The sequence below is a fragment of the Corynebacterium sp. genome (assembly GCF_030532715.1).
GTDB lineage: Bacteria > Actinomycetota > Actinomycetes > Mycobacteriales > Mycobacteriaceae > Corynebacterium.
The window spans coordinates 275,590-297,370 of record NZ_JAUNKO010000004.1 but is presented as its reverse complement, the minus strand read 5'-3'; the positions used below and the strand labels follow the sequence as shown (position 1 = coordinate 297,370).

17 protein-coding genes are annotated in these 21,781 nt (G+C 62.3%); 7 read left to right on the top strand and 10 right to left on the bottom strand.

What is annotated here, in order from left to right:
- Nucleotides 1-45: 45 nt before the first annotated feature.
- The 6 genes from Q4D83_RS08310 to Q4D83_RS08285 form a co-directional block, all read right to left on the bottom strand.
- A complete protein-coding gene (locus Q4D83_RS08310) occupies nucleotides 46-3,330 on the bottom strand; it encodes a UvrD-helicase domain-containing protein (protein ID WP_303174630.1) in 3,285 nt (1,094 codons plus the stop codon).
- A complete protein-coding gene (locus tag Q4D83_RS08305; RefSeq protein ID WP_303174628.1) occupies nucleotides 3,323-6,481 on the bottom strand; it encodes an ATP-dependent DNA helicase in 3,159 nt (1,052 codons plus the stop codon). The genes Q4D83_RS08310 and Q4D83_RS08305 overlap by 8 nt, the downstream gene beginning before the upstream one ends.
- 75 nt (nucleotides 6,482-6,556) lie before the next feature.
- Entirely contained in the window at nucleotides 6,557-7,408 is an 852-nt protein-coding gene (locus Q4D83_RS08300) for a TIGR02569 family protein (RefSeq protein WP_303174626.1), read from the bottom strand.
- 10 nt (nucleotides 7,409-7,418) lie between these two features.
- Nucleotides 7,419-8,534, bottom strand: coding sequence for a molybdopterin-synthase adenylyltransferase MoeB (moeB, locus tag Q4D83_RS08295; RefSeq protein ID WP_303174624.1), 1,116 nt, complete (start codon nucleotides 8,532-8,534; stop codon nucleotides 7,419-7,421).
- The gene (locus Q4D83_RS08290) at nucleotides 8,482-9,348 is read right to left on the bottom strand and encodes a DUF3152 domain-containing protein (protein WP_303174727.1); all 867 of its coding nucleotides are present in this window, start codon (nucleotides 9,346-9,348) and stop codon (nucleotides 8,482-8,484) included. Before Q4D83_RS08290 ends, moeB begins: the two co-directional genes overlap by 53 nt.
- A 99-nt stretch (nucleotides 9,349-9,447) precedes the next feature.
- Nucleotides 9,448-9,672: a DUF3107 domain-containing protein gene (locus Q4D83_RS08285; RefSeq protein ID WP_303174623.1), complete on the bottom strand. Its 225-nt coding sequence runs from the start codon at nucleotides 9,670-9,672 to the stop codon at nucleotides 9,448-9,450.
- 223 nt (nucleotides 9,673-9,895) lie between these two features.
- Here Q4D83_RS08285 and Q4D83_RS08280 point away from each other — a divergent pair, with 223 nt between their 5' ends.
- Both Q4D83_RS08280 and Q4D83_RS08275 read left to right on the top strand, forming a co-directional pair.
- On the top strand, nucleotides 9,896-11,221 hold the full coding sequence (locus tag Q4D83_RS08280) for a DEAD/DEAH box helicase (protein ID WP_303174622.1): 1,326 nt from the start codon (nucleotides 9,896-9,898) through the stop codon (nucleotides 11,219-11,221).
- Nucleotides 11,218-12,378: a hypothetical protein gene (locus Q4D83_RS08275; protein WP_303174620.1), complete on the top strand. Its 1,161-nt coding sequence runs from the start codon at nucleotides 11,218-11,220 to the stop codon at nucleotides 12,376-12,378. Before Q4D83_RS08280 ends, Q4D83_RS08275 begins: the two co-directional genes overlap by 4 nt.
- On the opposite strand, the gene Q4D83_RS08270 is transcribed toward Q4D83_RS08275, so the two are convergent.
- On the bottom strand, nucleotides 12,375-12,788 hold the full coding sequence (locus tag Q4D83_RS08270) for a hypothetical protein (RefSeq protein WP_303174618.1): 414 nt from the start codon (nucleotides 12,786-12,788) through the stop codon (nucleotides 12,375-12,377). The genes Q4D83_RS08275 and Q4D83_RS08270 overlap by 4 nt on opposite strands.
- A gap of 450 nt (nucleotides 12,789-13,238) precedes the next feature.
- On the opposite strand from Q4D83_RS08270, the gene Q4D83_RS08265 reads away from it, so the two are divergent.
- Entirely contained in the window at nucleotides 13,239-13,499 is a 261-nt protein-coding gene (locus Q4D83_RS08265; RefSeq protein ID WP_303174616.1) for a WhiB family transcriptional regulator, read from the top strand.
- 254 nt (nucleotides 13,500-13,753) lie between these two features.
- Here Q4D83_RS08265 and rsrA read toward each other — a convergent pair whose 3' ends face one another.
- Both rsrA and Q4D83_RS08255 read right to left on the bottom strand, forming a co-directional pair.
- Nucleotides 13,754-14,011, bottom strand: a complete 258-nt coding sequence (gene rsrA / locus Q4D83_RS08260; RefSeq protein ID WP_303174614.1) for a mycothiol system anti-sigma-R factor — start codon at nucleotides 14,009-14,011, stop codon at nucleotides 13,754-13,756.
- The gene (locus Q4D83_RS08255) at nucleotides 14,008-14,613 is read right to left on the bottom strand and encodes a sigma-70 family RNA polymerase sigma factor (RefSeq protein WP_303174612.1); all 606 of its coding nucleotides are present in this window, start codon (nucleotides 14,611-14,613) and stop codon (nucleotides 14,008-14,010) included. Before Q4D83_RS08255 ends, rsrA begins: the two co-directional genes overlap by 4 nt.
- Nucleotides 14,614-14,646: 33 nt before the next feature.
- On the opposite strand from Q4D83_RS08255, the gene ybaK reads away from it, so the two are divergent.
- From ybaK to Q4D83_RS08235, 4 genes are all read left to right on the top strand, one after another.
- On the top strand, nucleotides 14,647-15,201 hold the full coding sequence (ybaK, locus tag Q4D83_RS08250; protein WP_303174610.1) for a Cys-tRNA(Pro) deacylase: 555 nt from the start codon (nucleotides 14,647-14,649) through the stop codon (nucleotides 15,199-15,201).
- Nucleotides 15,202-15,205: 4 nt separating this feature from the next.
- Entirely contained in the window at nucleotides 15,206-16,516 is a 1,311-nt protein-coding gene (gene aroA, locus Q4D83_RS08245) for a 3-phosphoshikimate 1-carboxyvinyltransferase (RefSeq protein WP_303174608.1), read from the top strand.
- Nucleotides 16,509-17,489, top strand: a complete 981-nt coding sequence (gene rsgA, locus Q4D83_RS08240; RefSeq protein WP_303174606.1) for a ribosome small subunit-dependent GTPase A — start codon at nucleotides 16,509-16,511, stop codon at nucleotides 17,487-17,489. Before aroA ends, rsgA begins: the two co-directional genes overlap by 8 nt.
- 142 nt (nucleotides 17,490-17,631) lie before the next feature.
- Nucleotides 17,632-18,915: a chloride channel protein gene (locus Q4D83_RS08235; protein WP_303174726.1), complete on the top strand. Its 1,284-nt coding sequence runs from the start codon at nucleotides 17,632-17,634 to the stop codon at nucleotides 18,913-18,915.
- A gap of 4 nt (nucleotides 18,916-18,919) precedes the next feature.
- Here Q4D83_RS08235 and Q4D83_RS08230 read toward each other — a convergent pair whose 3' ends face one another.
- Nucleotides 18,920-21,634, bottom strand: a complete 2,715-nt coding sequence (locus Q4D83_RS08230) for a DUF5979 domain-containing protein (RefSeq protein WP_303174604.1) — start codon at nucleotides 21,632-21,634, stop codon at nucleotides 18,920-18,922.
- Between the last annotated feature and the right edge of the window lie 147 nt (nucleotides 21,635-21,781).

Here is a 21,781-nt window from a genome sequence, read left to right as displayed (position 1 = left end):
CCTACTCCTTCGTGCACTCATGGGAAACGAACTCAACCATAACGGCTACCTCAGCATTGCTTCCAGTTCCTCTAATTGTGGCAGGTGATCCGGCTCAAAGGTGTGATTCCAACCAACATAGTGGAATGCGGCGCGCACCGTCGCCGGATCCACGCCCCGCAATTTCGCCCACGCGTGCCGATACACCGACAGTTGCACCATCGCCGCGCGCATCGCCGCCCCCTTCGGCGGGGCACCGGTTTTCCAGTCCACCACCAGCCAGCCGTCACCGTCACGGAACACCGCGTCCATGCGGCCCCGAACCACGTGCGCACCAACGGACACCTCGAACGGGTGCTCCACAAACTCTGGGCGTTTCGACGCCCACCCACTGGCCAAAAACTGTTCCTTCAGCCGTTCCAACTCCGCGCCCCCCACGTCACACTGATCATCCTGGTCAAGCTGGTCGGCATCGCTGCAACTACGCATCCCGTAGCGGTCTTCGATCCACTGGTGCAACGCCGTCCCCCGCTTGGCAAACGTGTTTGGTTTCAGCGGCACGGGCCGGCGCTGCCGGCGGGCGAACTGCTCCGGGCTATTGCGCAACGCCACCATGTCGCTGGCGGTGAGCTCAACATCGATGGGCACCGACACCACAGGGTTATTCGCACGCTCGTGCTCTGCAATGAGCGCGTCAACTTCGCGGCCCCACTGGGCCGCCGCCTCGTCCGAGTCGAGCGGCGGCTGCTCGGCGCGGAACGCTTGGCGCACCAACTCCGCCCCTTCCGCGATGCCTTCTCCGTTGGCGGTAAACGCCGGCGCGGGGAACGAGCCGCTGGGCGGGGCGGGGGGTTCAATATCCGACACGCCTGCGCCTTCGAACCACTGGTCCACGCATGTCGGGGCGAGGTCTTTCAGCAAGCTGAGGCCGTGATAGGGCGCGCCTTCGGTGCCGGTGTCCGTGAGCATCGAACCTGTCACGTACAGCACCCGTTCCGAACGCGTCAGCGCCACGTAAAACAACCTGGTGGTTTCCTCAAACACCCCAAGTTTGAAGTCAGTGCGGTGGGCTTGGATCGCCTCCTCCAACTCCTTGCGGTTTTCCGCGTGCGTGACGTCCAACACCGGTGCGCCGCCGGCCCCCTCAAAGTCCGCGTCCCCGCGGAGGGAAGATGGGATTTCCGCCACCTTGGTCACCCACGTGTCCACCTTCACCCGGCTGGTGCTGGCGTCCTCATAGGTGGTGTTCGCGGCGTGGAGCACACACACCACATCCCACTCCAACCCTTTGGCGGCGTGGGCGGTGAGGATCTGCACCCGGTCCGCCGTGACCTGCACCTCGCCGCGCGCGAAGCCCTTGTCCTTCTCCTTGGCCAAGTGAAAGTACGCCAACAAGCCTTTCAGGGAGGCGCCCGGCACACTGGCATACGCGGTGACTTCCTCGGCGAGGCGGTCGAGGTGGACGGTGCCGGACGCGCCGTCGGCACGCGGATCCTGGCGGGCTAGCACCTCCGTGCGCACGCCCATCACCCGCTCAATTTCCGCAAACAAATCCGGCAGCGGCTGCCCCAAGCTGCGGGCGCGCACGTGGCGCAGTTCGTCGGCAAGCACGCTGAGGCGCTCATAGCCGTCCGGGGTGTAGGCCTGGGGGTCGCCCAAATCCGCCACCGCGTCCGCAAGCCCAACCTGTGCCTCCGGCTCAGCCCGCATCGTCTCCGCCACAATCTGGTGCAACCGCTCAAGCGGGTCCGCGGCCACCGGCGGCAAGTCCTCCGTCGCACGCCCCGCCAAGCTCCGCACCCGGCGCCCCAGCTCCAGCAAATCCTTCGCGCCAACCCCCACGTGCGGGCCGGCGAGAATACGCAACGCCGACGCCGTATCCATCGGGTTGACCAGCATCGCGGCGAACGCCACCACGTCCGCCACCTCCGGCACCTCCAGCAATCCCGAAAGGCTCACCACCTCCACCGGGATGCCGCGCTGCTGCAATTGCGCCGCCATGGACGCACTGTGGCGGTTCTTGCGCACCAGCACCGCGCCGGTAAATTCCTTGCCCTGCTCTTTGCGGGCGTGGTACTCGGCGGCCAGCCGGTCCGCCACCCACGCTTGTTCATTGGCTGCCGTGTCAAACCAACCAAGATGCACCTCGCCGGGGGTCGCGCCTGGGCGTGCATCGAGTGGCTCCACCGTGCGACTCGGCGCGCCGGCGGGACCCAACACTTCGCGTGAAACCCCGTTGGCCAAATCCAGCACCTCCGCCGGGTTGCGCCAACTCACGGTGAGTTGCTTCTTGGGGGCGGGGCTGGCGTTACCGTCGGGGGCCGTGCGCGGAAAATCCGTCATAAAGTGTTGGAGGTTGGCGGCCGTGGCGCCGCGCCACCCGTAAATGGATTGCATGGGGTCCCCCACCGCGGTGACCGTCAGCTCGGGGTCCGTGCCATTGCCAAACAGGTTGCGTAATAGCACCCGTTGGGCGTGGCTGGTGTCTTGGTATTCGTCCAGCATGACCACCCGGAAGCGTCGACGCAGCGTCTCCCCCACGCTCGGGCAGCTTTGCGCGAGCCGGGCTGCCAGCGACATTTGTTCCCCGAAGGTCACCACGTTTCGCTCCGCCAGGGTGGTTTTCAGGGCCCGCACCAGCGGTAGGTATTCCAACCGCAGTCGTTGGCGATCGCAAATGTTCTGGCTTTCTTTGCTGAGGTTATCCCGCTGGCGCGGCGCTTTCGGCAACTCTTGAAACAGGCGGAGTAGCGGCTCGGTTTCCTCCACAATGTCGTTCAAACTCACCATGTGGTTATCAATGCTGCCGGTGAGATTCAGCAGCGTATCCGTTACTGACGCCGGACTGGCGGTGGTGGTCAACTGCCCGCCGTAATCGCGCACCAAATCCCACGCAATTTGAAATAGCTCCGTCTGGCTAATCACCCGGGCGGACGGCTCCACCGGCAACAATAAGCCGAACTCCCCCACCACGCGGCCAGCGAAGGAATCGTAGGTGGACACGGTCGGGGTGATGGCCTGCAACGCTTCCTCAACCTTCCCGTCGGGGTCAAGGTCACGCAGGCCGTCGATGGCAGCGAGGGTCCCCAGCCTGTTTCGGATGCGTTGCGAAAGTTGTTGCGCAGCCTTGCGGGTGAACGTTAACCCCAGCACCTGCTCCGGAGTGGCCAGGCCATTGGCCACCAGCCACACGACGCGCGCCGCCATGGTTTCGGTTTTGCCGGCGCCGGCGCCGGCCACCACCAGCATCGGACCGGTATCCGCGCCAATCACGGCGGCCTGCTGCTCGGTCGGCGGGAATTTCTGGTTAAGTGCTTGAGACAGTGCAACGGGTGAGATGCGGCTACACATGGGTGGTCATTCGTCCTTCGGGTTGCAGGGGGCACACGGGGCGCAGGCTACAGTGCGTGCAGGTTTCGTTGACGCGCACGGGCAGCTGCGGGCCGCGGATCTCCAGCGCGAGGTGCGGCAGTGTTGCCGCTAGTTCGTCAAGGTTTTCGTCCGACAGCGGGGCTTGCATCCGCACCGGCACTTTTGCCTGCACTGGTGCGGGGAACACGAGCAGCCCACCGCCAACCGGCGCGGGTTTCTCCTCGGTGCGGGCCGTGCGGACGCGAGCGCCGTCCACCACCCCGCGTGACAACGCCAGCTGATAGGCCGCCAGCTGGGCGTGTTCGCTCATTGTTTTGTTCGACGGCATAGTGGTGCCAGTTTTCAAATCCACCACGACGAGAGCTCCGGAAGCTTCACGCTCCAACCGGTCCATGCGGCCACGAATGATCACCGGTTGCCCGTCCGCAGTGGCGCCCACTTCCACCTGTAACGGAATCTCCACCCCGACCTGCGTGTACACGCTGCGGCTCGTAGCAAGCCAGAGGTTGGTGCGCGAAAGCAGATGATCCCACTCCTCCAGCGTGGACGGCAGCTTCCAGGCGGGTTCGTTGAGCAGTTGGCTGTACGCCTGCGTGACAATGTGTTGGGCTTGCTGCGCATCCACCCCCCGCGCCACCGCCTCCGCGAACGCATGTACGAGGGTGCCGCGGAGCAGGTGAATGGGCGTATCTTCCTCCGTTTCCAAGTTTCCGAGCGTAGCTTTCAGCGGGCATTGCGCGATGGCCTCAATGCGCGACGGGGAGAGTACCGCCGGTTCGCTTGGGTCGACGAGGGCGGCGTCGATAGGCGGGCATTGGCCCCACCACTGCTCGGGATGAGCGCCGAACACACCGGCGTGAGCTAAGCGCGCCAACTGCCACGCCGCTTGCCGACGCCTCCCCTCCCGCAGCCCGCCGTCCGACACCGCGCGCCGCAACTCCGCAATCACCGACGGCACCGACAGCACCCGCACTTGGTCCCCCGGCTTGGCCACCGGCACCCCCAGTTCTTCCAGGAATCGGGAGGGCTCCATCACATCATGCGAATCCGGGCTTTCCACTGCGGTGACCAGCAACTTCTTCTCAGCCCGCGTGCACGCCATGGCGAACAAGCAACGCTCCTCGTTCAAATGCTCGACGGCGCGGCTCCGCGGGTGATTCGGATCAATGTCATCGTCGACGAGGGCCACAAGTTCCTCTTGCCCGAACAATCCACCCATCGTGCCGAGCTGGGGCCACACCCCCTCCTGCACGCCCATCACGCACACCGTGTGCCAATGCCTGCCACCAGCGGCGTGCACCGTAAGCAACGGCACCGCCTCCGGCTGCCCACCGCGGCGCTGACGCACCCCGATCGCAGACTCCTGCTCCTGCACCTGCTGCACAAATTCCGCGATCTCCGCCCCCGGATCGTCAGTATCGGATTCGGCGCGATCGTGCACGCGGCCGGAAAATTCACTGGCGGCATCGAACAATGCCATCACCACGTCAAGGTCACGATCCGCCCGCGCACCACGCGCACCGCCGTGGAGCGCCTCCCTCGACAGCCGATGCTCTAGGCCGGTCGCGTCCCACAGCGCCCACAACGCCTCCTCCACCGGCTGGTTACGCGCGGAAAAACCGGCTCGCAGCACCGTGCGAATCCGATCCAATACCGCCAACTCCCCCTCCGACAACCGTTCAATCACGGGGTCAGCGGGCGGATCTTGAGTATCCGCCTGGGTCGAGTCCTCCCAAGACGACGCGCGGGACGGCAGCACAAGATCAGCAAACACCTCCAACGCGCGACGTTGGCCGCCACTGGCCAATTCACCCTGCCGCAAGCCGCGGAGCAAGCGGCGCAACGTCACCGGATCCGCGCCCCCGACTGGGCCGAGCGCCAGCTCCTCCAACTCCTCCCCCGTCAGCTCACGGTGCAGAGCGCACAACCCCAACATGAGGGAGGTGACCACGCGTTGTTCCGCGAGCACCACATCCCCAGGGTCAAGATGCACCGGCACCCCGGCGGCGAGCAAGCCGCGGCGCGCCCCACCCAATTGGCCGGGCGTCCGCACAATCACCGCCATGTCCTGCCACGGGACTCCCTCCAAGAGATGAGCGCGCCGCAGGGCATCCGCCACCACGGAGATCTGCGTACCGGGCGTATCCGCCACCACCGCAAACTTCTCTGGAGCCAACAGCGGTTCCGTCACGGTAATTTCATGGTCCACCTCAATCGTGTCCAACAGATCGGGGCGGGCCCCGCGGGACCGAAACACGGACTGCGCCGGATGGCCAGCAAGCACCGACAACCCATCCGCGGGCATGAGCAACCGCACAAGCTTGGCTGTATAGGGGTCGAGGTGCTGCGCGTCGTCGATAAGCAAGGCGCGAAGCGGCGCACGCACGGCGGCCAACAACTCGGAGTCGGCCTCAAGGGCGCGCACCGCGGCGGGCACCACCTCAGCCGCGCTATAACCTCGAAAACCCGCCTCCCGCATGGTCTGGTCGTATTCGCGCAAAAACTCACCCGCGGCGCACCACAACGGGCGCTCATGGGTAACCCCCAACTGATCAAGCCGCTCGGGCGTTAACCCGCGCTCGTGGGCACACCGCACAAAATCCCGCAACGCCCGCGCAAACCCCACGAAACCAAGCGCCTCCCGCTGCGCCGCCGGCCAGGACCCACCATCACGCGCCGCGTGATCCTGCAACAACGAACGAATCAGCTGGTCCTGCTCCGCGCCGCTCAACATGCGGGCTTGGGCGTCCGCCTGCCGAACAATCGCAAGCGCAAATGCCTGCACAGAACGCACCAGCGACCCCTGAGAAACAAAACCCACGTGCGGCAATTGGTGTGCAATTTCCCGCCGCAGTCGAGTCGCCGACTCGTTCGAATGGGTGAGTACGGTGATGCCGCGCGGGTCGGCGCCCCGACGCAAGGACTCCAGCACCACATCCACAACGATGCGCGTCACGCCTGTCGCCTCTTGGCCAGTCACGCGCCACCTACTGGCCGCCGCACCAGCCGCATCCACAATTCGCACCGCATGCGGGCTTGGGGCGCGCGGCGGCGAAAACTGCTGCGTTACCAGCGAAACCTCAGGCTCAGCGGCCTGTTGAAACCTCCGAGCAGGCTCGAAATCAGTCATGAATACTAGTGTGGCAGACGGGCCTAACACACAGCGGCGGGGGTTCTCCGCTGGGTTCGTTGCGGCGCAGGTTGGTTACAAGCCTCGGACGAGGTAGCTCACGAGCGCTTCCATGTGAGTGCGTACGGCCGGTTGCGCGCTGGGGTGCAGCGTGTGCACGAACAAGCGGTAAAGCGTGGCCCGCAACACCAACTGACCGATGTCAGGGATGTGCGCGAAACGGCGAATAATCTTAAAATCCACCGCGTCGGCGATCATGCCATCAACCATGACCTGAACGGCAGTGTAGCCGTGTGGGCGCGACACTGGGACGATATCCGTCACCACCGGCATGGCAGTGCCCTGATACAGGGTGGTTGCCAACATGTCCGCATGGCCGACCTGACGGCGGGAGGAAAGCTCTTGAAGGTGCGGGGTGATTTTCGCCGCGAGGTGCAACGCCGCAAGCTGTTCCTCCTTGGGCGTAGCGGTGATGTCCAGGCCAGACTCAAGCACACCGGCGGGGTTGCCGGACCATGCGGCACGGTCCGCCACCGCGAACAAGTCGTGGGGAGACCACGGGGGCCGAATATTCGCCGTGGCGCAATCCGGCACGGGCAAGTCCGCAAGGGCGTCGGCGAGGCGCAAGGCGGCGCACACCGTTTCGTCCACACGTTTGGCTACCTCACCCTCGGCATAGGCGGAGGCGCGCCAACCCGACACCACGAGGCGACCGTCCGTGGCGCGCACCGGCCGCACCATGCGCACCCCCAGCGGTTGCAAAGTTTCCCGAACTTTCGCAGACCAAGATGCTTGCACGGGGTCAACAACCTGCGAGAGCACCGTGTGGTTGATGCGCACTCCGTGGTCCCAAGCTTGGCCCAGCACTTCGGCTGGGCCGGGGCCCACGTGGAACGCGCTTCGAACACGTTCGGGAATTAGATCCATGGCGGACATTTTAATCACGCATCCACCAAGCTGTAATCCCTCCATCGAGGGAAGTAACGTCTGAAAAACCCGCCTCTTCCAGCAGAAGAGCCGCTACCCTCGAGCGGGCGCCGGCCGCGCAATACACCGCGATCGGATGCTTACGATCCAGTTGCGCAACACTTGAAAAGTCATCGTTACGCAGGGCAGACAGGGGGGCGAACACCGGCTGCCCGAGCGCACCGCCGCGCCATTCGTGGGGTTCGCGAACGTCAATCAGGGTGACCCCGGATGCCACCAACTCCTGCCACTGCTCCACGCTGACCGCCCGCACCGATGTGGGGGATTCCACCCCACAGGACAACTCCGGCGGCTGCGTGTGGCGCAGCGATTCGCTTGCCTCCGAACGTTCAAACCGTACCGTGCGAAACGTCGCCCGAGCGCCGTCCCAAATGCCGATGCGACCAACCAGCGGCTCCCCAACCACGGTGATTAGTTTGATCACCTCGCCGGCCATCATCGTGCCGATCACGCCGGGCAACACCCCCAACACTCCGGCGTCCGCGCAACTTTGCGCCTCGGTGGGCGGTTCCGCATACACATCACGCAGGGTGTACCCCTCAGCGAAGACCGATACTTGGCCCTCGAACCGGTACACCGCGCCCCAAACCACCGGAATGCCCAAGTCAGCGCAATGATCGGAAATCAAGTATCGGGTGGCAAAATTATCGGTGGCGTCGACGACGATGTCGTAGCGGGAGACGATCTCCACAATGTTGCCGTCCGTTAAGCGCAGGTTGTAATGATCCACGGTCACATCTGGGTTCATGCCAGCCACCCATTGCGCCGCGGACGCGACCTTGGCTTTGCCCACGGCCTGCATCGAGTGCACAACCTGGCGTTGCAGGTTGGATTCCTCCACGGTATCGCCATCAATAATGCCGAGTGTGCCCACCCCCGCAGCGGCGAGGTATTGGATCACCGGCGAACCAAGGCCACCTGCGCCAACGCAGAGTACCCGCGCCCCGAGAAGTGCGCGTTGCCCCGCTACACCGATGCCGGGAAGCGTGACGTGCCGCGCGTACCGATGACTATTAACCGGCGTGGGGGAATGGCCACGGGTTTCGCGCGCAGGTCGCGTTGTCATCGGGGTAAACCTCCTCGGGGTTAATCCCATACAACTCGGAATTATTCACACTCAACGTCTGCTGCATCATAATGGGCGCCAATTCGCCTTCCTTGGCGCACGGCTCGTGGCTGGAAAACCCAATGCCATGGCCAACCTCATGGTTGACCATATATTGCCGGTACGAGCCCAAATCGCCTTCGAACGGAATTGCACCTCGCACCCAGCGGGATTCATTGAGGATCACACGATTGCCAGCCGGGGTAAAACAGCTTGTTTCCATCTTAATATCAAAGCCGCAGTTCGTGTGGGTGGTTTCAGCGGAGGCGAGTTGGATCCGCAGATCCGGCTCCTCGTCGGGCCCCGCGTGCCGGAACCCAAACTTCGGATCAGCGATCCATCCTTTCGGATTAGCCAAAGTCGCATCAATCATGGCAGCGAAGCTGTCGTCGCCCCCGTAGGAGGACGTGTCGATGCCGTCTTCAATCTCAACCACATAGGTGAATGTGCGTTCTTGGCCCTGGCCGATCTGCTCGCCTGGGTTGCCCACCATACGAAACGTGCCGAGGCCCGCTTGCGCGTACGGTGCCCCCGGCGGCAGATCACCGGTAGCCAATTCTGGTTTCTTCGAATCTGCAGGGTTCGGTCCGCCACCCCGGCTCGTCACCGCCGAAGTCACCACGGACGTCGCTGCCGTCTTGTCGGCTGTAGTGCTGGTCGTGCCGTCCGTGGCGTTGCCTAAAAGGACATCCACAAACACCCAAATAGTAATCACAAACAGCACCGGAATCGCATACGCACGCCACCCAAATTCGCGGGCGAATCGTACGAGGATCGGTTCTGCCTCGGTTCGGCGTTGCCTAGAAATGGCTTACTCCCTTGAACGAGCCTGCATGATGAACGAAAGACTTACATTCACCCCTGGGGAAGGGTTTTAACCAGCGAAACCAACCTGCCTTGCTTTATTGGTTCCGACCTCTACATAGGCAATACGGCTGTTGCGCACCACGTACTGGCGGCCTTTATCGTCGGATAGCTGCAGGACGCCGGATTCGTCCGCCAACGCCGCTTTGACCAGCGCCAGAACCTCGTCCTGCGTCTGGTTGGACACCACCAAAATCTCCCTGGCGGAATCACTAAAACCAATCTTAACGTCCATTTACTCCACTCTTTCTGGTAAACAATGCACGAAAACTTCGCACCCAATATTTGCTTGCGCACCGCATTGCGCTGTGGCTTCAAATACTGGACTACTGCATGCTTTCATACTTTGCCTATGCAGTACTCATGCTATGTGCTTCTGGCTGGAAAGCCGTGCACTGACGCGCCCTGAATCGAGGGCCCTGCCCCATCATAGACACCAGACAACTAGTATCAATGGCGTGTCTGCTCAAGTTCACGGTACCTCAGGTTCAGTCGGCCCGACCTTTGCGGAACTCGGCGTGGCAGTCGAAATTACGGACGCTCTTGCTGCCGCCGGGATCACGCACACATTTGCAATTCAGGAGCTCACGCTTCCGGTTGCGCTGGATGGCACGGATATTATCGGCCAGGCGCGCACCGGGATGGGCAAGACATTAGGGTTCGGCGTCCCCTTGCTCGACCGCGTTTTCGACTCCGCAGATGTGGAAGAAATCGACGGTACGCCCCGCGCGCTCGTGGTGGTTCCCACGCGCGAATTAGCCATCCAAGTGGGCGAGGATCTAGAGGTCGCGGCTAAAAACTTGCCCCTAAGAATCCTTACCATTTATGGGGGCAAGCCCTATGAGGAGCAGATTAGTGCGCTGCGCAAGGGCGTAGACATCGTTGTGGGCACGCCGGGCCGGCTCATCGATTTATATCAGCGCAATAATCTTGCCCTCGACCGAGTGGCCATCCTCGTGCTGGATGAAGCTGATGAAATGCTGGACCTAGGCTTCCTGCCGGACATTGAAAAACTGTTAAAGGCGTTGACGCACAAGCATCAAACCATGCTCTTTTCCGCCACGATGCCAGGCCCAATTATTACGTTGGCGCGGAGTTTTATGGACAAGCCAATGCATATTCGCGCAGAGGCTCCGAATGCCGGGCAGACGCATTCGACAACTCGCCAGGTAGTGTTCCAGGCACACCGCATGGATAAGACGGCGATCACGGCGCGCGTGTTGCAAGCCCAGGGGCGGGGCCGGACGATTATTTTTACCCGCACAAAACGCACTGCAGCGCAGGTGGCCGAGGAGCTTGCCGCGTGCGGGTTCACCGTGGGCGCGGTCCATGGGGATATGGGCCAGGTGGCGCGGGAAAAGTCGTTGGCGGCGTTCCGCGACGGCACGATCGACATTTTGGTGGCTACGGATGTTGCGGCCCGCGGCATTGACGTCACCGACGTCACCCATGTGATCAATTACCAAACTCCGGACGACGAGATGACGTACGTGCACCGGATTGGGCGCACGGGGCGGGCGGGGCAGTCCGGCACTGCTGTTACGTTGGTGGGCTATGACGAGCTTCCGAAGTGGCAGGCGATTAACGCTGAGTTGGGGTTGGAGCAGCCGAACCCTCCGCAGTGGTTTTCCACCTCCCCCGAGCTTTTCGACGCCCTGGCCATCCCCGCCTCAGCCACCGGCAAGGTTGCTCCCCCACGGAAGGTATTCGGCGGCGTGGGTGCAATCCGTAATCAGCATCCGGCGCGGGGGTCTCGCCGCCCGAGTTCTCGGCGGCGCCGATGAAGCGTAACCTGCTGATCTCCGCGGCGATTGTGACCTGCACGCTGCTCGGTATTGGGGTGGTGTGGTGGAATGCCCCGGCCCGCCAGGTGTCCTTAGGGCCTGCCACCGGGGAATTCAAGGCTGCCTCCGCTCCGCTCGCCCCGCCGCGTGCGTTGCACCAGGCGTGGGAGCATTCGGACACGTCCGGGGTAGTGCGCCCCGTGACAATTGACGGCATCGTCGTCGGCGTCGACGGTGGCGCCGTGACCGCACTGGACCCAGCCACTGGCGAAAAGGTGTGGTCATATACCCGCGACCTTGAGGTATGTTCCCTCGCGGCCTCGTTTCACGCGGTGGTAATCACCTACCGAAACTCCGCTGGCTGTGGCGACGTCACCGCCATTCACGCCACCTCCGGCACCTACAGCGCCACTCGGAGCGCCGAGGCTCCGAACAATGTCTGGGCCATCAGCTCCAACGATGCGGTGGGTACCTACAACGAGGAGCGGTTGGAGCTGTGGCGCAGCGACATGGTGCGCACGGTCGAGTACGGTGACAAGCCAATTAAGGCGGAGCCGAACTTGCAACCCCACGAGGATTGCACCATTCAAAGCGCCGGCACCCGCAAGGAGCTGGTGGCCGTGGTGGAAACCTGCCCCGAGACTATGCTGCGCTACCAGAAGCGTGTGCCGGAGGATTCCCGCGAACCAAAAATCACCCGCGACATCAATATCCCAGGTACCGACGCCCAACTGGTTGCCGTCGGCCAAACCGGCGCGGCGGTGTACGTGGCACAACCAACGCCGCGAATCTTGTCGTATGTAACTGAGCACCCCGTGGTCAAAGAGGTTGATCGGGCGCCGTTACCTGATTCCCGGGAAATGGCAGACTTACCGCATCATATGACTTGGTTCGACGGCGCACGGCTTTACTTGCTAAAACCTGAGGATTTAAGCGTCACCCACGTGCTGCCGGACGCGTTGGGAACCGGTACGGCTGTTGGTGACCGTCTTCTCTACCCCACCGCCCAAGGCATCGCGGTGGCCAATTGGGGCACCGGGGAAATCGAATATACGATCCCAGTTGATCGCGGCGGCTACACGGGCCGAGTTTCCGTGGCGCTGGCTGGCGACACGATCGTCGAAAAGCGGGGCGAACAACTGGTCGGTCTTCGTTAATCTTGGTAGCGTTCGGTGGCCCACTGCACGGCCGTCTTGCTGAACAGTTGGCTTAGACCAGCCACGCCGAGCGCCGCCACCCCAATCGCCCAAACCCACTGGCCAGCACTGAACACGTAGTACGCCAGCGGCAACAAGAAAATGTTCCACATCACCACCGGGCCCCGACCCCACCGGTAACCGCGCGACATCATCCACGCCCCACCGCCGACAACACCGAACACAATAATCAAAAACAATGGGGTGCCGAGGATCAGGTAGGCGCCACGGGAATCCTCCGCCCACACCTTGCCAATGTCCTGGTGAAACAGCAGAAATACCGCGAACACAATACCGATCACAGATTCCCCTAGCGTCAACCATCCGGCGCGACGCACAGTCATCGGCGGCAAATATTTCGAATCAGTCACGCCAATCAACTTTACCGTTCCGCCCCTGTGACGCCGATGCTCAGGAAACACACCCACCCGTTACCCCTCCAGCGAAACTCGCGAATTGACGGAGGGAGACACAATATACTCACCGTCACACAACTTATATTTCAGCAGGTCAGAAGCCTTGAATTGCGCACTTCAAAGCCCATAATTTTAACGTGCACCACCTATATTGCGCGTACGGCCCGCCACCCTCCAGTGTGATTTCCGGCACATTTTGAACCTAAACTCTAGCCAAGAAACTCGTAGCGTGCCATTATTTTGCAGTAGCCGGAGACGTCATACGATTCCAAATACGGAACCTGAAAACGTCCTCCTCCCCCAGATTCACCCAAACTCGTGAGTATGCTCACGCACCCTTGCGAGTATCAATCATGCAGCGTAATTTTAAGCTGAGAACAACCTGACACGAGAAGGAGAACAAACATGGATTGGCGCCACAAGGCAGTGTGCCGCGATGAAGACCCCGAGCTCTTCTTCCCGGTCGGCAACTCGGGACCCGCACTCGCACAAATTGCAACCGCTAAGGTTGTGTGCAACCGTTGCCCCGTAACTTCCCAATGCCTCGCATGGGCTTTGGAATCCGGCCAGGATGCTGGCGTTTGGGGCGGCATGAGCGAAGACGAACGCCGTGCACTCAAGCGCCGTAAGAACCGTGGACGTACCCGCACCCGCGCAGCAGTCTAAAATTTCATCCCACGCTCAGAAGCGACTACAGTGGTGAGCAGTTTTCACCCCGATTTCCAAGGAGAATCGTATGAGCAAGCGTGGACGTAAGCGCAAGGACCGCCGCAAGGGCAAGGCCAATCACGGCAAACGCCCCAACTCCTAACATTTCAACTGGAGTTCAAAAAGCCGCTGCTCCCCCACCAAAATAATCGGGGGACCAGCGGCTTTTGCGTGGTTGGCGGCCGCGAACGGCGCCACCCCACCAGCCCCGCTTAGCCGCGGCGCTGCTCAATTCGAATCGCTACGGTAATGCGCTCGCGGAGGGTGACGGGCGCGTGCACACCACAGCAACGACGAACTAGCGCGCGAACTTCCTGTTCGATTCCGAGTTTTTCAAAGCAGGCGGGGCAGGCAAGTACTTGCTCCTTTAACCTGCGAGCTTCCGCCGGATCCATGTGGCCGTCAAGCAACAGGAACAGCGCCTCATAGACGTCCTCGCAATCGCAAAAGCATTCGTGTGCGTCTGTCATTTTGCCGGTGCCTTCCGCTTGGTCGGTTTCGCCTGAGTATCAGTGAGTCCAATGCCGTGTTCGTGGGCCACATCCTTCAACACACTTCGGAGTTGTTTTCTTCCCCGATGCAATCTGCTCATCACTGTGCCCAGCGGCGTGCCCATAATTTCGGCGATCTCTTTGTAGGCGAGCCCCTCAACGTCGGCGTAGTACACGACCATTCGGTAGTCCTCTGGAAGATCGTTGAGCGCTTGGGCGATTTCCGAGTTTGGCAAAAGTTTCAGCGCTTCAACTTCTGCGGATTCCAACCCAGTAGAGAGGTGTTGCGAGGATTGCAGCAGCTGATGATCGGTGATTTCATCGGTGGGCAGCTGGGAGGGTTGCCGTTGTGCTTTGCGGTAAGAGTTGATGTACAGGTTGGTCATAATGCGGTACAACCAGGCTTTCAGGTTGGTGCCTGGTTTGAAACTGTCGAACGCTTGGTATGCGCGCATATATGTTTCCTGCACGAGGTCTTCGGCGTCTGCGGGGTTGCGGGTCATGCGTAGCGCACCGCCGTAGAGTTGGTCGAGAAGCGGGAGGGCTTCTGCTTCGAACCGGGCGGAGGAATTTTCCGTCATGAGCCATTATTTTAGGGCTTGTATCGTGTTTTTATGGCAAAGAAGAAATCGCATGCCGCCGCTACTGCCGCATTGCAAGCGCTTGTCGACGCCGCGGTCCCCCACCGCAGCCACACCTTCGACGCTGGCGACGGGGACTATGGGGCCCACGCCGCCGAACAGCTCTACCAGTTATTGAACATCAATTCCAATCAAATCTTCAAGACCCTAGTGATCGATCTCACAGCCGGCAAGGGTTCGCGGCGTCGCCTCGCGGTCGCAGTCATCCCAGTCACGCACTCGCTGAGCCTCAAAAAAGCGGCCGCCGCGTTTGGCGTCTCCAAAGCCACCATGGCCGACCCCGCCGATGCGCAACGATCCTCCGGATATATCCCGGGCGGTATTTCCCCCATCGGGCAAAAACGCGCGCTGCCCACCATGATTGATAGCAGCGCGCAAAATTTCGCCACGATCTTCGTTTCCGGCGGCCGACGCGGTTTGGATATTGAACTTGCCCCGAGTGACCTCGCCAGCGTCACCGGCGCGGGATTCGCCGACTTACTGGCGGCAGGCGGGGCGTCGAAAAGCAACGGGAAGCCTTTATCATAGGGGCGTGAGTGAATTAATATCGTCGGCAACACCGTTATGGAACGCCCCCACGGCGCGCGGCCCCATCGCATGGGAACAACGCGTGCCCGGTTCGAAATCAATGACGAATCGCGCGCTAGTACTCGCAGCATTAGCGCACGGGCGTTCCACACTGGTGGGGGCGTTACGCAGCCGCGATACCGACCTAATGATGGACGCGCTACGAACCTTAGGCGCAGAAATGAACGTGGCGGGCACCACGGTGGAGGTTCAACCTCAGCGGCTCCACGGCGGCGACATTGAGTGCGGCTTGGCAGGCACCGTCATGCGTTTCGTGCCCCCCGTGGCGGCACTCGCGGAAGGCAACACCCACTTCGACGGCGACGAACAAGCGCGCGTGCGCCCCATGGACACAATGTTGGATGCGCTGCGCGATCTCGGGGTAACCGTCCTTGGCAATGCGCTGCCGTTTAGCATCAGCGGCGGCGCACCCACCGGCGGCGAGGTGACAATCGACGCCAGCGCTTCTTCGCAATTCGTTTCGGGCTTGTTATTGGCCGGCGCCAGCTACACCGACGGCTTGTGTGTTCGACATGAAGGCAAGCGGATTCCCAGCACCCCGCACATCGACATGACGGTGGAGATGCTGCGCGAGGCGGGCGTGGAAGTCACCACTGGCGACGCTTGGTGGCGCGTGGAACCGGGGCCCATCGCGGGACGCACGTGGCATATCGAGCCGGACCTTTCCAACGCGACGCCATTCCTCGCGGCGGCGGCAGTCACCGGTGGAACCGTGCACATCCCGCAGTGGCCGAGCCGCACCACCCAGCCCGGAGATAGCTTCCGCGACATCCTCACCACCATGGGTTGTTCGGTCACGCTTTCGGATGACACATTGACCGTCACCGGCCCACCGCACCCACTGCGGGGCATCAGCATCGACCTCGGCGATATCGGCGAACTCACTCCAACCATCGCGGCGCTGGCTACGCTTGCGGCTGGCGAGTCTCGCCTCACCGGCATCGCGCACCTGCGCGGGCACGAAACGAATCGCCTCGCGGCCCTCACGCGGGAAATCAACAATCTTGGGGGCCGCTGCACCGAACTTTCCGACGGTTTGCTCATCGAACCGCAACCACTCCACGGCGGCATTTGGTGTAGTTACGCCGATCACCGAATCGCCACCGCCGGCGCAATCATCGGCCTGTGCGTACCCGATGTCCAGGTGGAAAACATCGCCACCACGGACAAAACACTGCCGGGGTTCGCTCACATGTGGGAGGACATGGTGCGTGGCGAGGCCGGACAGCAACGGGGAGACGCCGCCGATGGCTAGGCGTTCGTGGGACGAATCAGACGTTCGAATCCGCCCGGGGAAAGGCTCGCGCCCGCGAACGAAGGACCGTCCCGCGCATCACGAAGCCGAGGTGGGCATGGTGGTCACCAAAGACCGCGGGCGGTGGGGGGTGATTCTCGACGGCGCGACCGAACCGATTGTGTGCATGCGCGCCCGCGAACTGGGGCGCACGGCGATTGTGGTGGGTGACCGTGTCGCCGTGGTGGGCGACACATCGGGCCGACCAGGCAGCTTGGCCAGAATCGTCCGGCTGGAGGAACGCACGAGCGTGTTGCGCCGCACAGCGGACGATATCGACCCCTACGAACGCATCATCGTTGGCAACGCCCAGCAATTGTTGATCGTGTCCGCCATCGCCGATCCCGAGCCACGCTCCGGCTTTGTCGAGCGCGCCTTAATCGCCGCGTTCACCGGTGGCGTGCGCCCGATCATCTGCTTAACCAAATCCGATTTGGGGGATCCGGCGGAGTTCGCCGCAGAGTTTCGGGAACTCGATGTTCCCGTGGTGGTGTGCGGCATTACTGACCCCATCTCGCGGGTAGAAGAATTCGTCGATGGCCACATCACCGCCCTCATCGGACATTCCGGGGTGGGGAAATCCACGTTGGTGAATCGCCTCGTGCCGGATGCGGACCGCGCCACCGGGGAGGTATCCGGCGTGGGCAAAGGCCGACACACCTCCAGCCAGTCGGTGGCGCTGCGGCTGCCGCATGGCGGCTGGATTATTGATACCCCTGGTATTCGTTCGTTCGGACTCGCCCACGTCGAGCCGGATACAATCATTAACATGTTCGACGATCTTGCGGTGGCGGTTCAGGAGTGCGCGCGCGGCTGCGATCACCTCACCGACCCGGATTGCGGCCTCAACGCGCTCACAGACACGAGCGCGCGGCGGGCCACGGCGGTGCGGGGCCTGTTGCAAGCGCTGCGCAGCAACGAGGATTGGTCCTAGCATGGGCTGGTGGGTTGGTAGTGGTCATTCCCGCAGCCATGACAGCTCCGGCCAAGGGCTCACCGAACGCAAGCTCATTGACGCACACCACGACCGGATAGCCACTGAGCCACCCATGCTGCCCGCCGTGGACCGGGGCACAATGACAGAAACCCCGCTGAATCGGTTGGCGGTAATTGCAGTGCTGGCGGGGGCGGTCACCGGCTTGTTGGTGGCAGGATTGAACTACGCCATCGTGGTGACGGAGGAGTTGGTGTATGGCACCAACCACCTCGTCACCTTGGATCCGGGTTCGGCGGTGTCCCCCGCACGGCTGGCAATCAGCTTGATTTTCGTCGGCTTTACCACTTCGTGGGCGTGGTACCTGCTGGGCAAACTCGGCCGCCCAATGGTGTCGGTGCCCGGCGCGATGCAGGGCCGACTCATGCCCACGGTTGAAACCTTATGCAGCGTGTTTATCCAAGTGATTTCCGTGGCTGCTGGCGCCCCCGTCGGCCGGGAAAACGCGCCCAGGTTGGCGGGCGGCTTGTCCGCCGCGAGCATCGCCACCTGGTTCCACCTCGACTTGCATTCTCGGCGCATTGTCATCGCCTCTGCCGCCGGCGCAGGCTTGGCATCATCGTTCCACCTGCCGCTGGCGGGCGCGTTGTTTACGCTCGAGTTGTTACTCGTGGAAATGTCTACCCGCACCGTAGTGTCTGCCATGCTCACCTCCGCCACCGCCGTAGCGACCACAGGGCTCTTTATCACCCCGCACCCTATCTATCACACCGTGCCGCTCACGGAAGATTTCCACAATGTGGTGGCCGCGATCATCGTGGGGTTCGTAGCTGGTATGGCGGGCCATTGGTTTGGCATCGCAGCTCGAGCAGCAGCCGCCTCGCGGCCGCTGGATTGGCAGATCCTGTGGCAAATGCCCCTCGCGTTTTGCGGGGTCGCAGCCGCCGCATACTTCATCCCCGGGGTGAGCGCCAACGGCCGCTGGGCGGCGGACACCATTTTCACGTTAGGCTTGCCGCTTGGCACCCTGGTGGTCCTCGGGGTGGCCCGGGCATGCATGGTGCTGGTGTGTTTCCGAGTGGGCACCGTGGGTGGCACGCTCACGCCGGCGTTCTCGCTCGGTGCGATCATTGGGGCCATCATCGGCCTCGCAATCGATCCCCTGTTTCCGCAAGTGCCGCTTGGTGCATGCGCACTCATGGGCGCTGCGGCATTTTTGTCCACCACGATGGCGGCCCCCATGTTCGGCATGATCGCCGCCATCGAGTTCACGGACATGCAAGCGCAGGGCTATCTGCCCATGTTTGTAGCGGTGGTTGTCGCCGCCCTCGCGGTGCGACTGTGGGGTCTACTTACCGATAAGGAGCAGCGCATCCAGCCGTTCACCTCGGCGACGTGGACGAAAGACACCACCCCCGCCGCCTAGGCGACTACTTCTTGTTACGGCGGATCAGGAACACACCCACGGCCACGGCGATCGCGGCGAGCACCACCACGCCGAGCACGGAGGCGCCGGTGCTAGCCAGCACACTGGGGCGCGCCGACTCCCCCACCGTCTTCGCGTTCACAGCTGAGGCAGGTTGCACATCGTTGTGGGTGGCAGCCGCCTGCGGTGCCGCACCAGCTGGGGTATCACCACCACCCGCAGAACCGCCGCCGCTTTCCGTAGCACCGCGCGCGAGACCGCCGAGCAGCGGGATCCCCAGAATCCACCACGGCAGGCTGGAGTGCTGGCGCAGTACGGAACCATCGGGGCGGGTGTACGTGTTCGTCACCGTAGCGACGTCGCCCGCGGCGACCTCGCCGGAAACCTTCAACGTCCAGTCCGCGCCGTCGATACTCGCGTCGCGTTCAGTGACGGTGCACTGATAGCCCTCCGGAATTCGCGCGGAAGAGCCGGTGGCGCCCGCCTTCACGCCGGTGACTTTGCCCAAGATGTCCTGCTCGCCGGGCTTAGTACACCGGTAGTCGAAGTGGAAGGTGTCCGGCACGTTCATGCCGGGCTCCGCCTTCACAATCTTCTTTACGGTAAACGTACCGTCCAGAGGCACAATGCGCTTGTACACGTTGGTGATAGTGATGTTCTCACCAACCTTGACGGTGCCGGGGTTGATGAGCTGCAGGTCCGCCCCCTCGACGTCGGCGTTCATCTCCGTGACGGCGCAGGTAAAGCCTTCCGGCACACCGGGTGACTGCGCAGGCGTATTCGGGGCAACCTTTTCCAGCTTGCCGGTAAACACATCGTCGGTGTCGTCCCGCTCGCAGCGGTAGGCGAAATCAAAGGTGGATGGGACGGCTACGCCGGGCTCGGCCTCCACAATCTTGGTGAGGGTAAAGTGCCCAAGGTTGCCGTGATCGCGCACATAGGTGTTCACAAATTGAAAGGTGTAGCCCTCCCGCGGGATCTCCACGGTTTGCGTTACCGGCTTGTCCCAACGGTAGCCCTCTGGGACCGTGCTGTCCTTCTCCGTGACGGTGCACTTTTTCCCCACCTCGAAGGTCCCCACTCCGGTTTCCTTGTTCACCTGCACGCGCACATCGCGGTCGGGTGAACCTTCGCATTGGACTAGGAAATCGAAAAACTGCGGCGGGTTGGGCAGGTCACCCTCCACCTTCTTAAAGATCTTCACCGGTGCGGTATCACCGGTAACCTTTTGGATGCCGTTGACCAGCCGCGCCTCGGTGGTTTCCATGCTGACAATATCGAAGCGCTGCGGCTCGATGATCGGCGCTTTCCACACAATGCCCGCGACGCGGGGCAACACTTCCACCAGCTCCACGGCCGTCCCAGCCGGCAGCATGCCCGCCAGTTCGCCCGCCAGTGTCCCATCCTTGCCCACCAGAGTGATCAGCGCCTCCCCACCGGTCCCGTCAGCGTTGAGCGTGCCCGGTGCAGCGTACGGCCGACCTTCCACCTGGTAGTCCGCTGCATGGCCACCAGCCGGAAACGCGTACTTCACTTTCACCTGGTATTCCGCGTCGAGGTATTGCTCGGCGGGCACATTATCGGGATTGTCAAACGTTTTGGTCACCTTCACGGAACCAAACCCGGGTGCCAGGGTGATACGGCCACCCCCAGCATCCCCGCAGCGCACCGCTGCGGAAGTAGCCGCCAAATTTGGCCCGAGCAACGTGACATCGTTGCGGTAATCAAACCCGCAGACCTGATCGTGAAATTCCTCCCGGATGGGCATGTGCGCGCTCATCGTGTAGTTCGCGTCCGCACGAAAAGGTCCGGTGAGGGTGATGATCGCAGCCTCGTCACCCGCGAATTTCACATCCATGGTGAAGCCATCCGCAAGGGAAGCCCCCACCTTGGCAAGGGCGCGTTGCTGCTGCGTCGGCTGCTCTTCGGTGTTGGCTTCCGCCAGCGCCCAAGAACCCAGCACGTTGCGGTAATTCTCGGCTGCGGGTAGCACTTGCCGCGCAGGGTCCGGCCGATCCTCAAATTCAATGGTATGCACGGTGCGCCCGTCAAACGCCACGCCGTGCTCTTCGGCGATGGTGCCGCCGTTGAAGCGCACGGACCACGGGATAGACCGATGCTGTGGGGTAATTGGGGTGGACACCTTGTCAAAGCGTTGCGGCTGATAGCCCCGCACACGCTCCTTCACACCCAACGGCACAGCAGCGGCGGCGGCCGCGTCATTGACCTGGAAAACAAACTCGGTGGGCTCCGCAAGCTGCGCGACACTCACCACGAACCAAATTTCACCGTTTGCCTGGTCCCCGGCGCGTTGAGCGAATTCTTCGTTTGCGGTGCACACGATGGCGCGCTCCTCAGGCTGGCAGATAGCAACCTGGGTGGCCGCATCCCGGTCCAAGTACATTGCAAACGGAGCACTCCGATACTGGTTGACCTCGTCCGGCAAGGTAACCGTCAGCGTGTCCCCGGCCTGCACCTGCATAGGTTCAAGGACACGGAAGCTGATGGTTGCACGGGCGAGGTCGCCGACGTATAGCTGCGCTTGTTCGCCTTCCCGGGCAACAACGCCGTTGGCGTTTGACTTCACGAGACTAGCCGAGGTGACCTCCACGCCCATAGGGGTTTGCGCGTGGGCGGGTGGAACCGTAAGCGCGAACAGTACCGCAACGATCGCAAGAAGCGTCGCCGCCGCTCGTGCGCGCAGTCTCAGCTGCAACATAAAGCTTTGCCTTCCGTATTTCATGGCCACCGCGATGGCTCTCGAAGCTCCCAATATGCCATTTTGTCACTTTTCCTACAAACAACTCAGGTTCACTACCCCCAAATGGTAAAAGGTATTGAAAGTGAGCGAACCTGCAGGTGAACG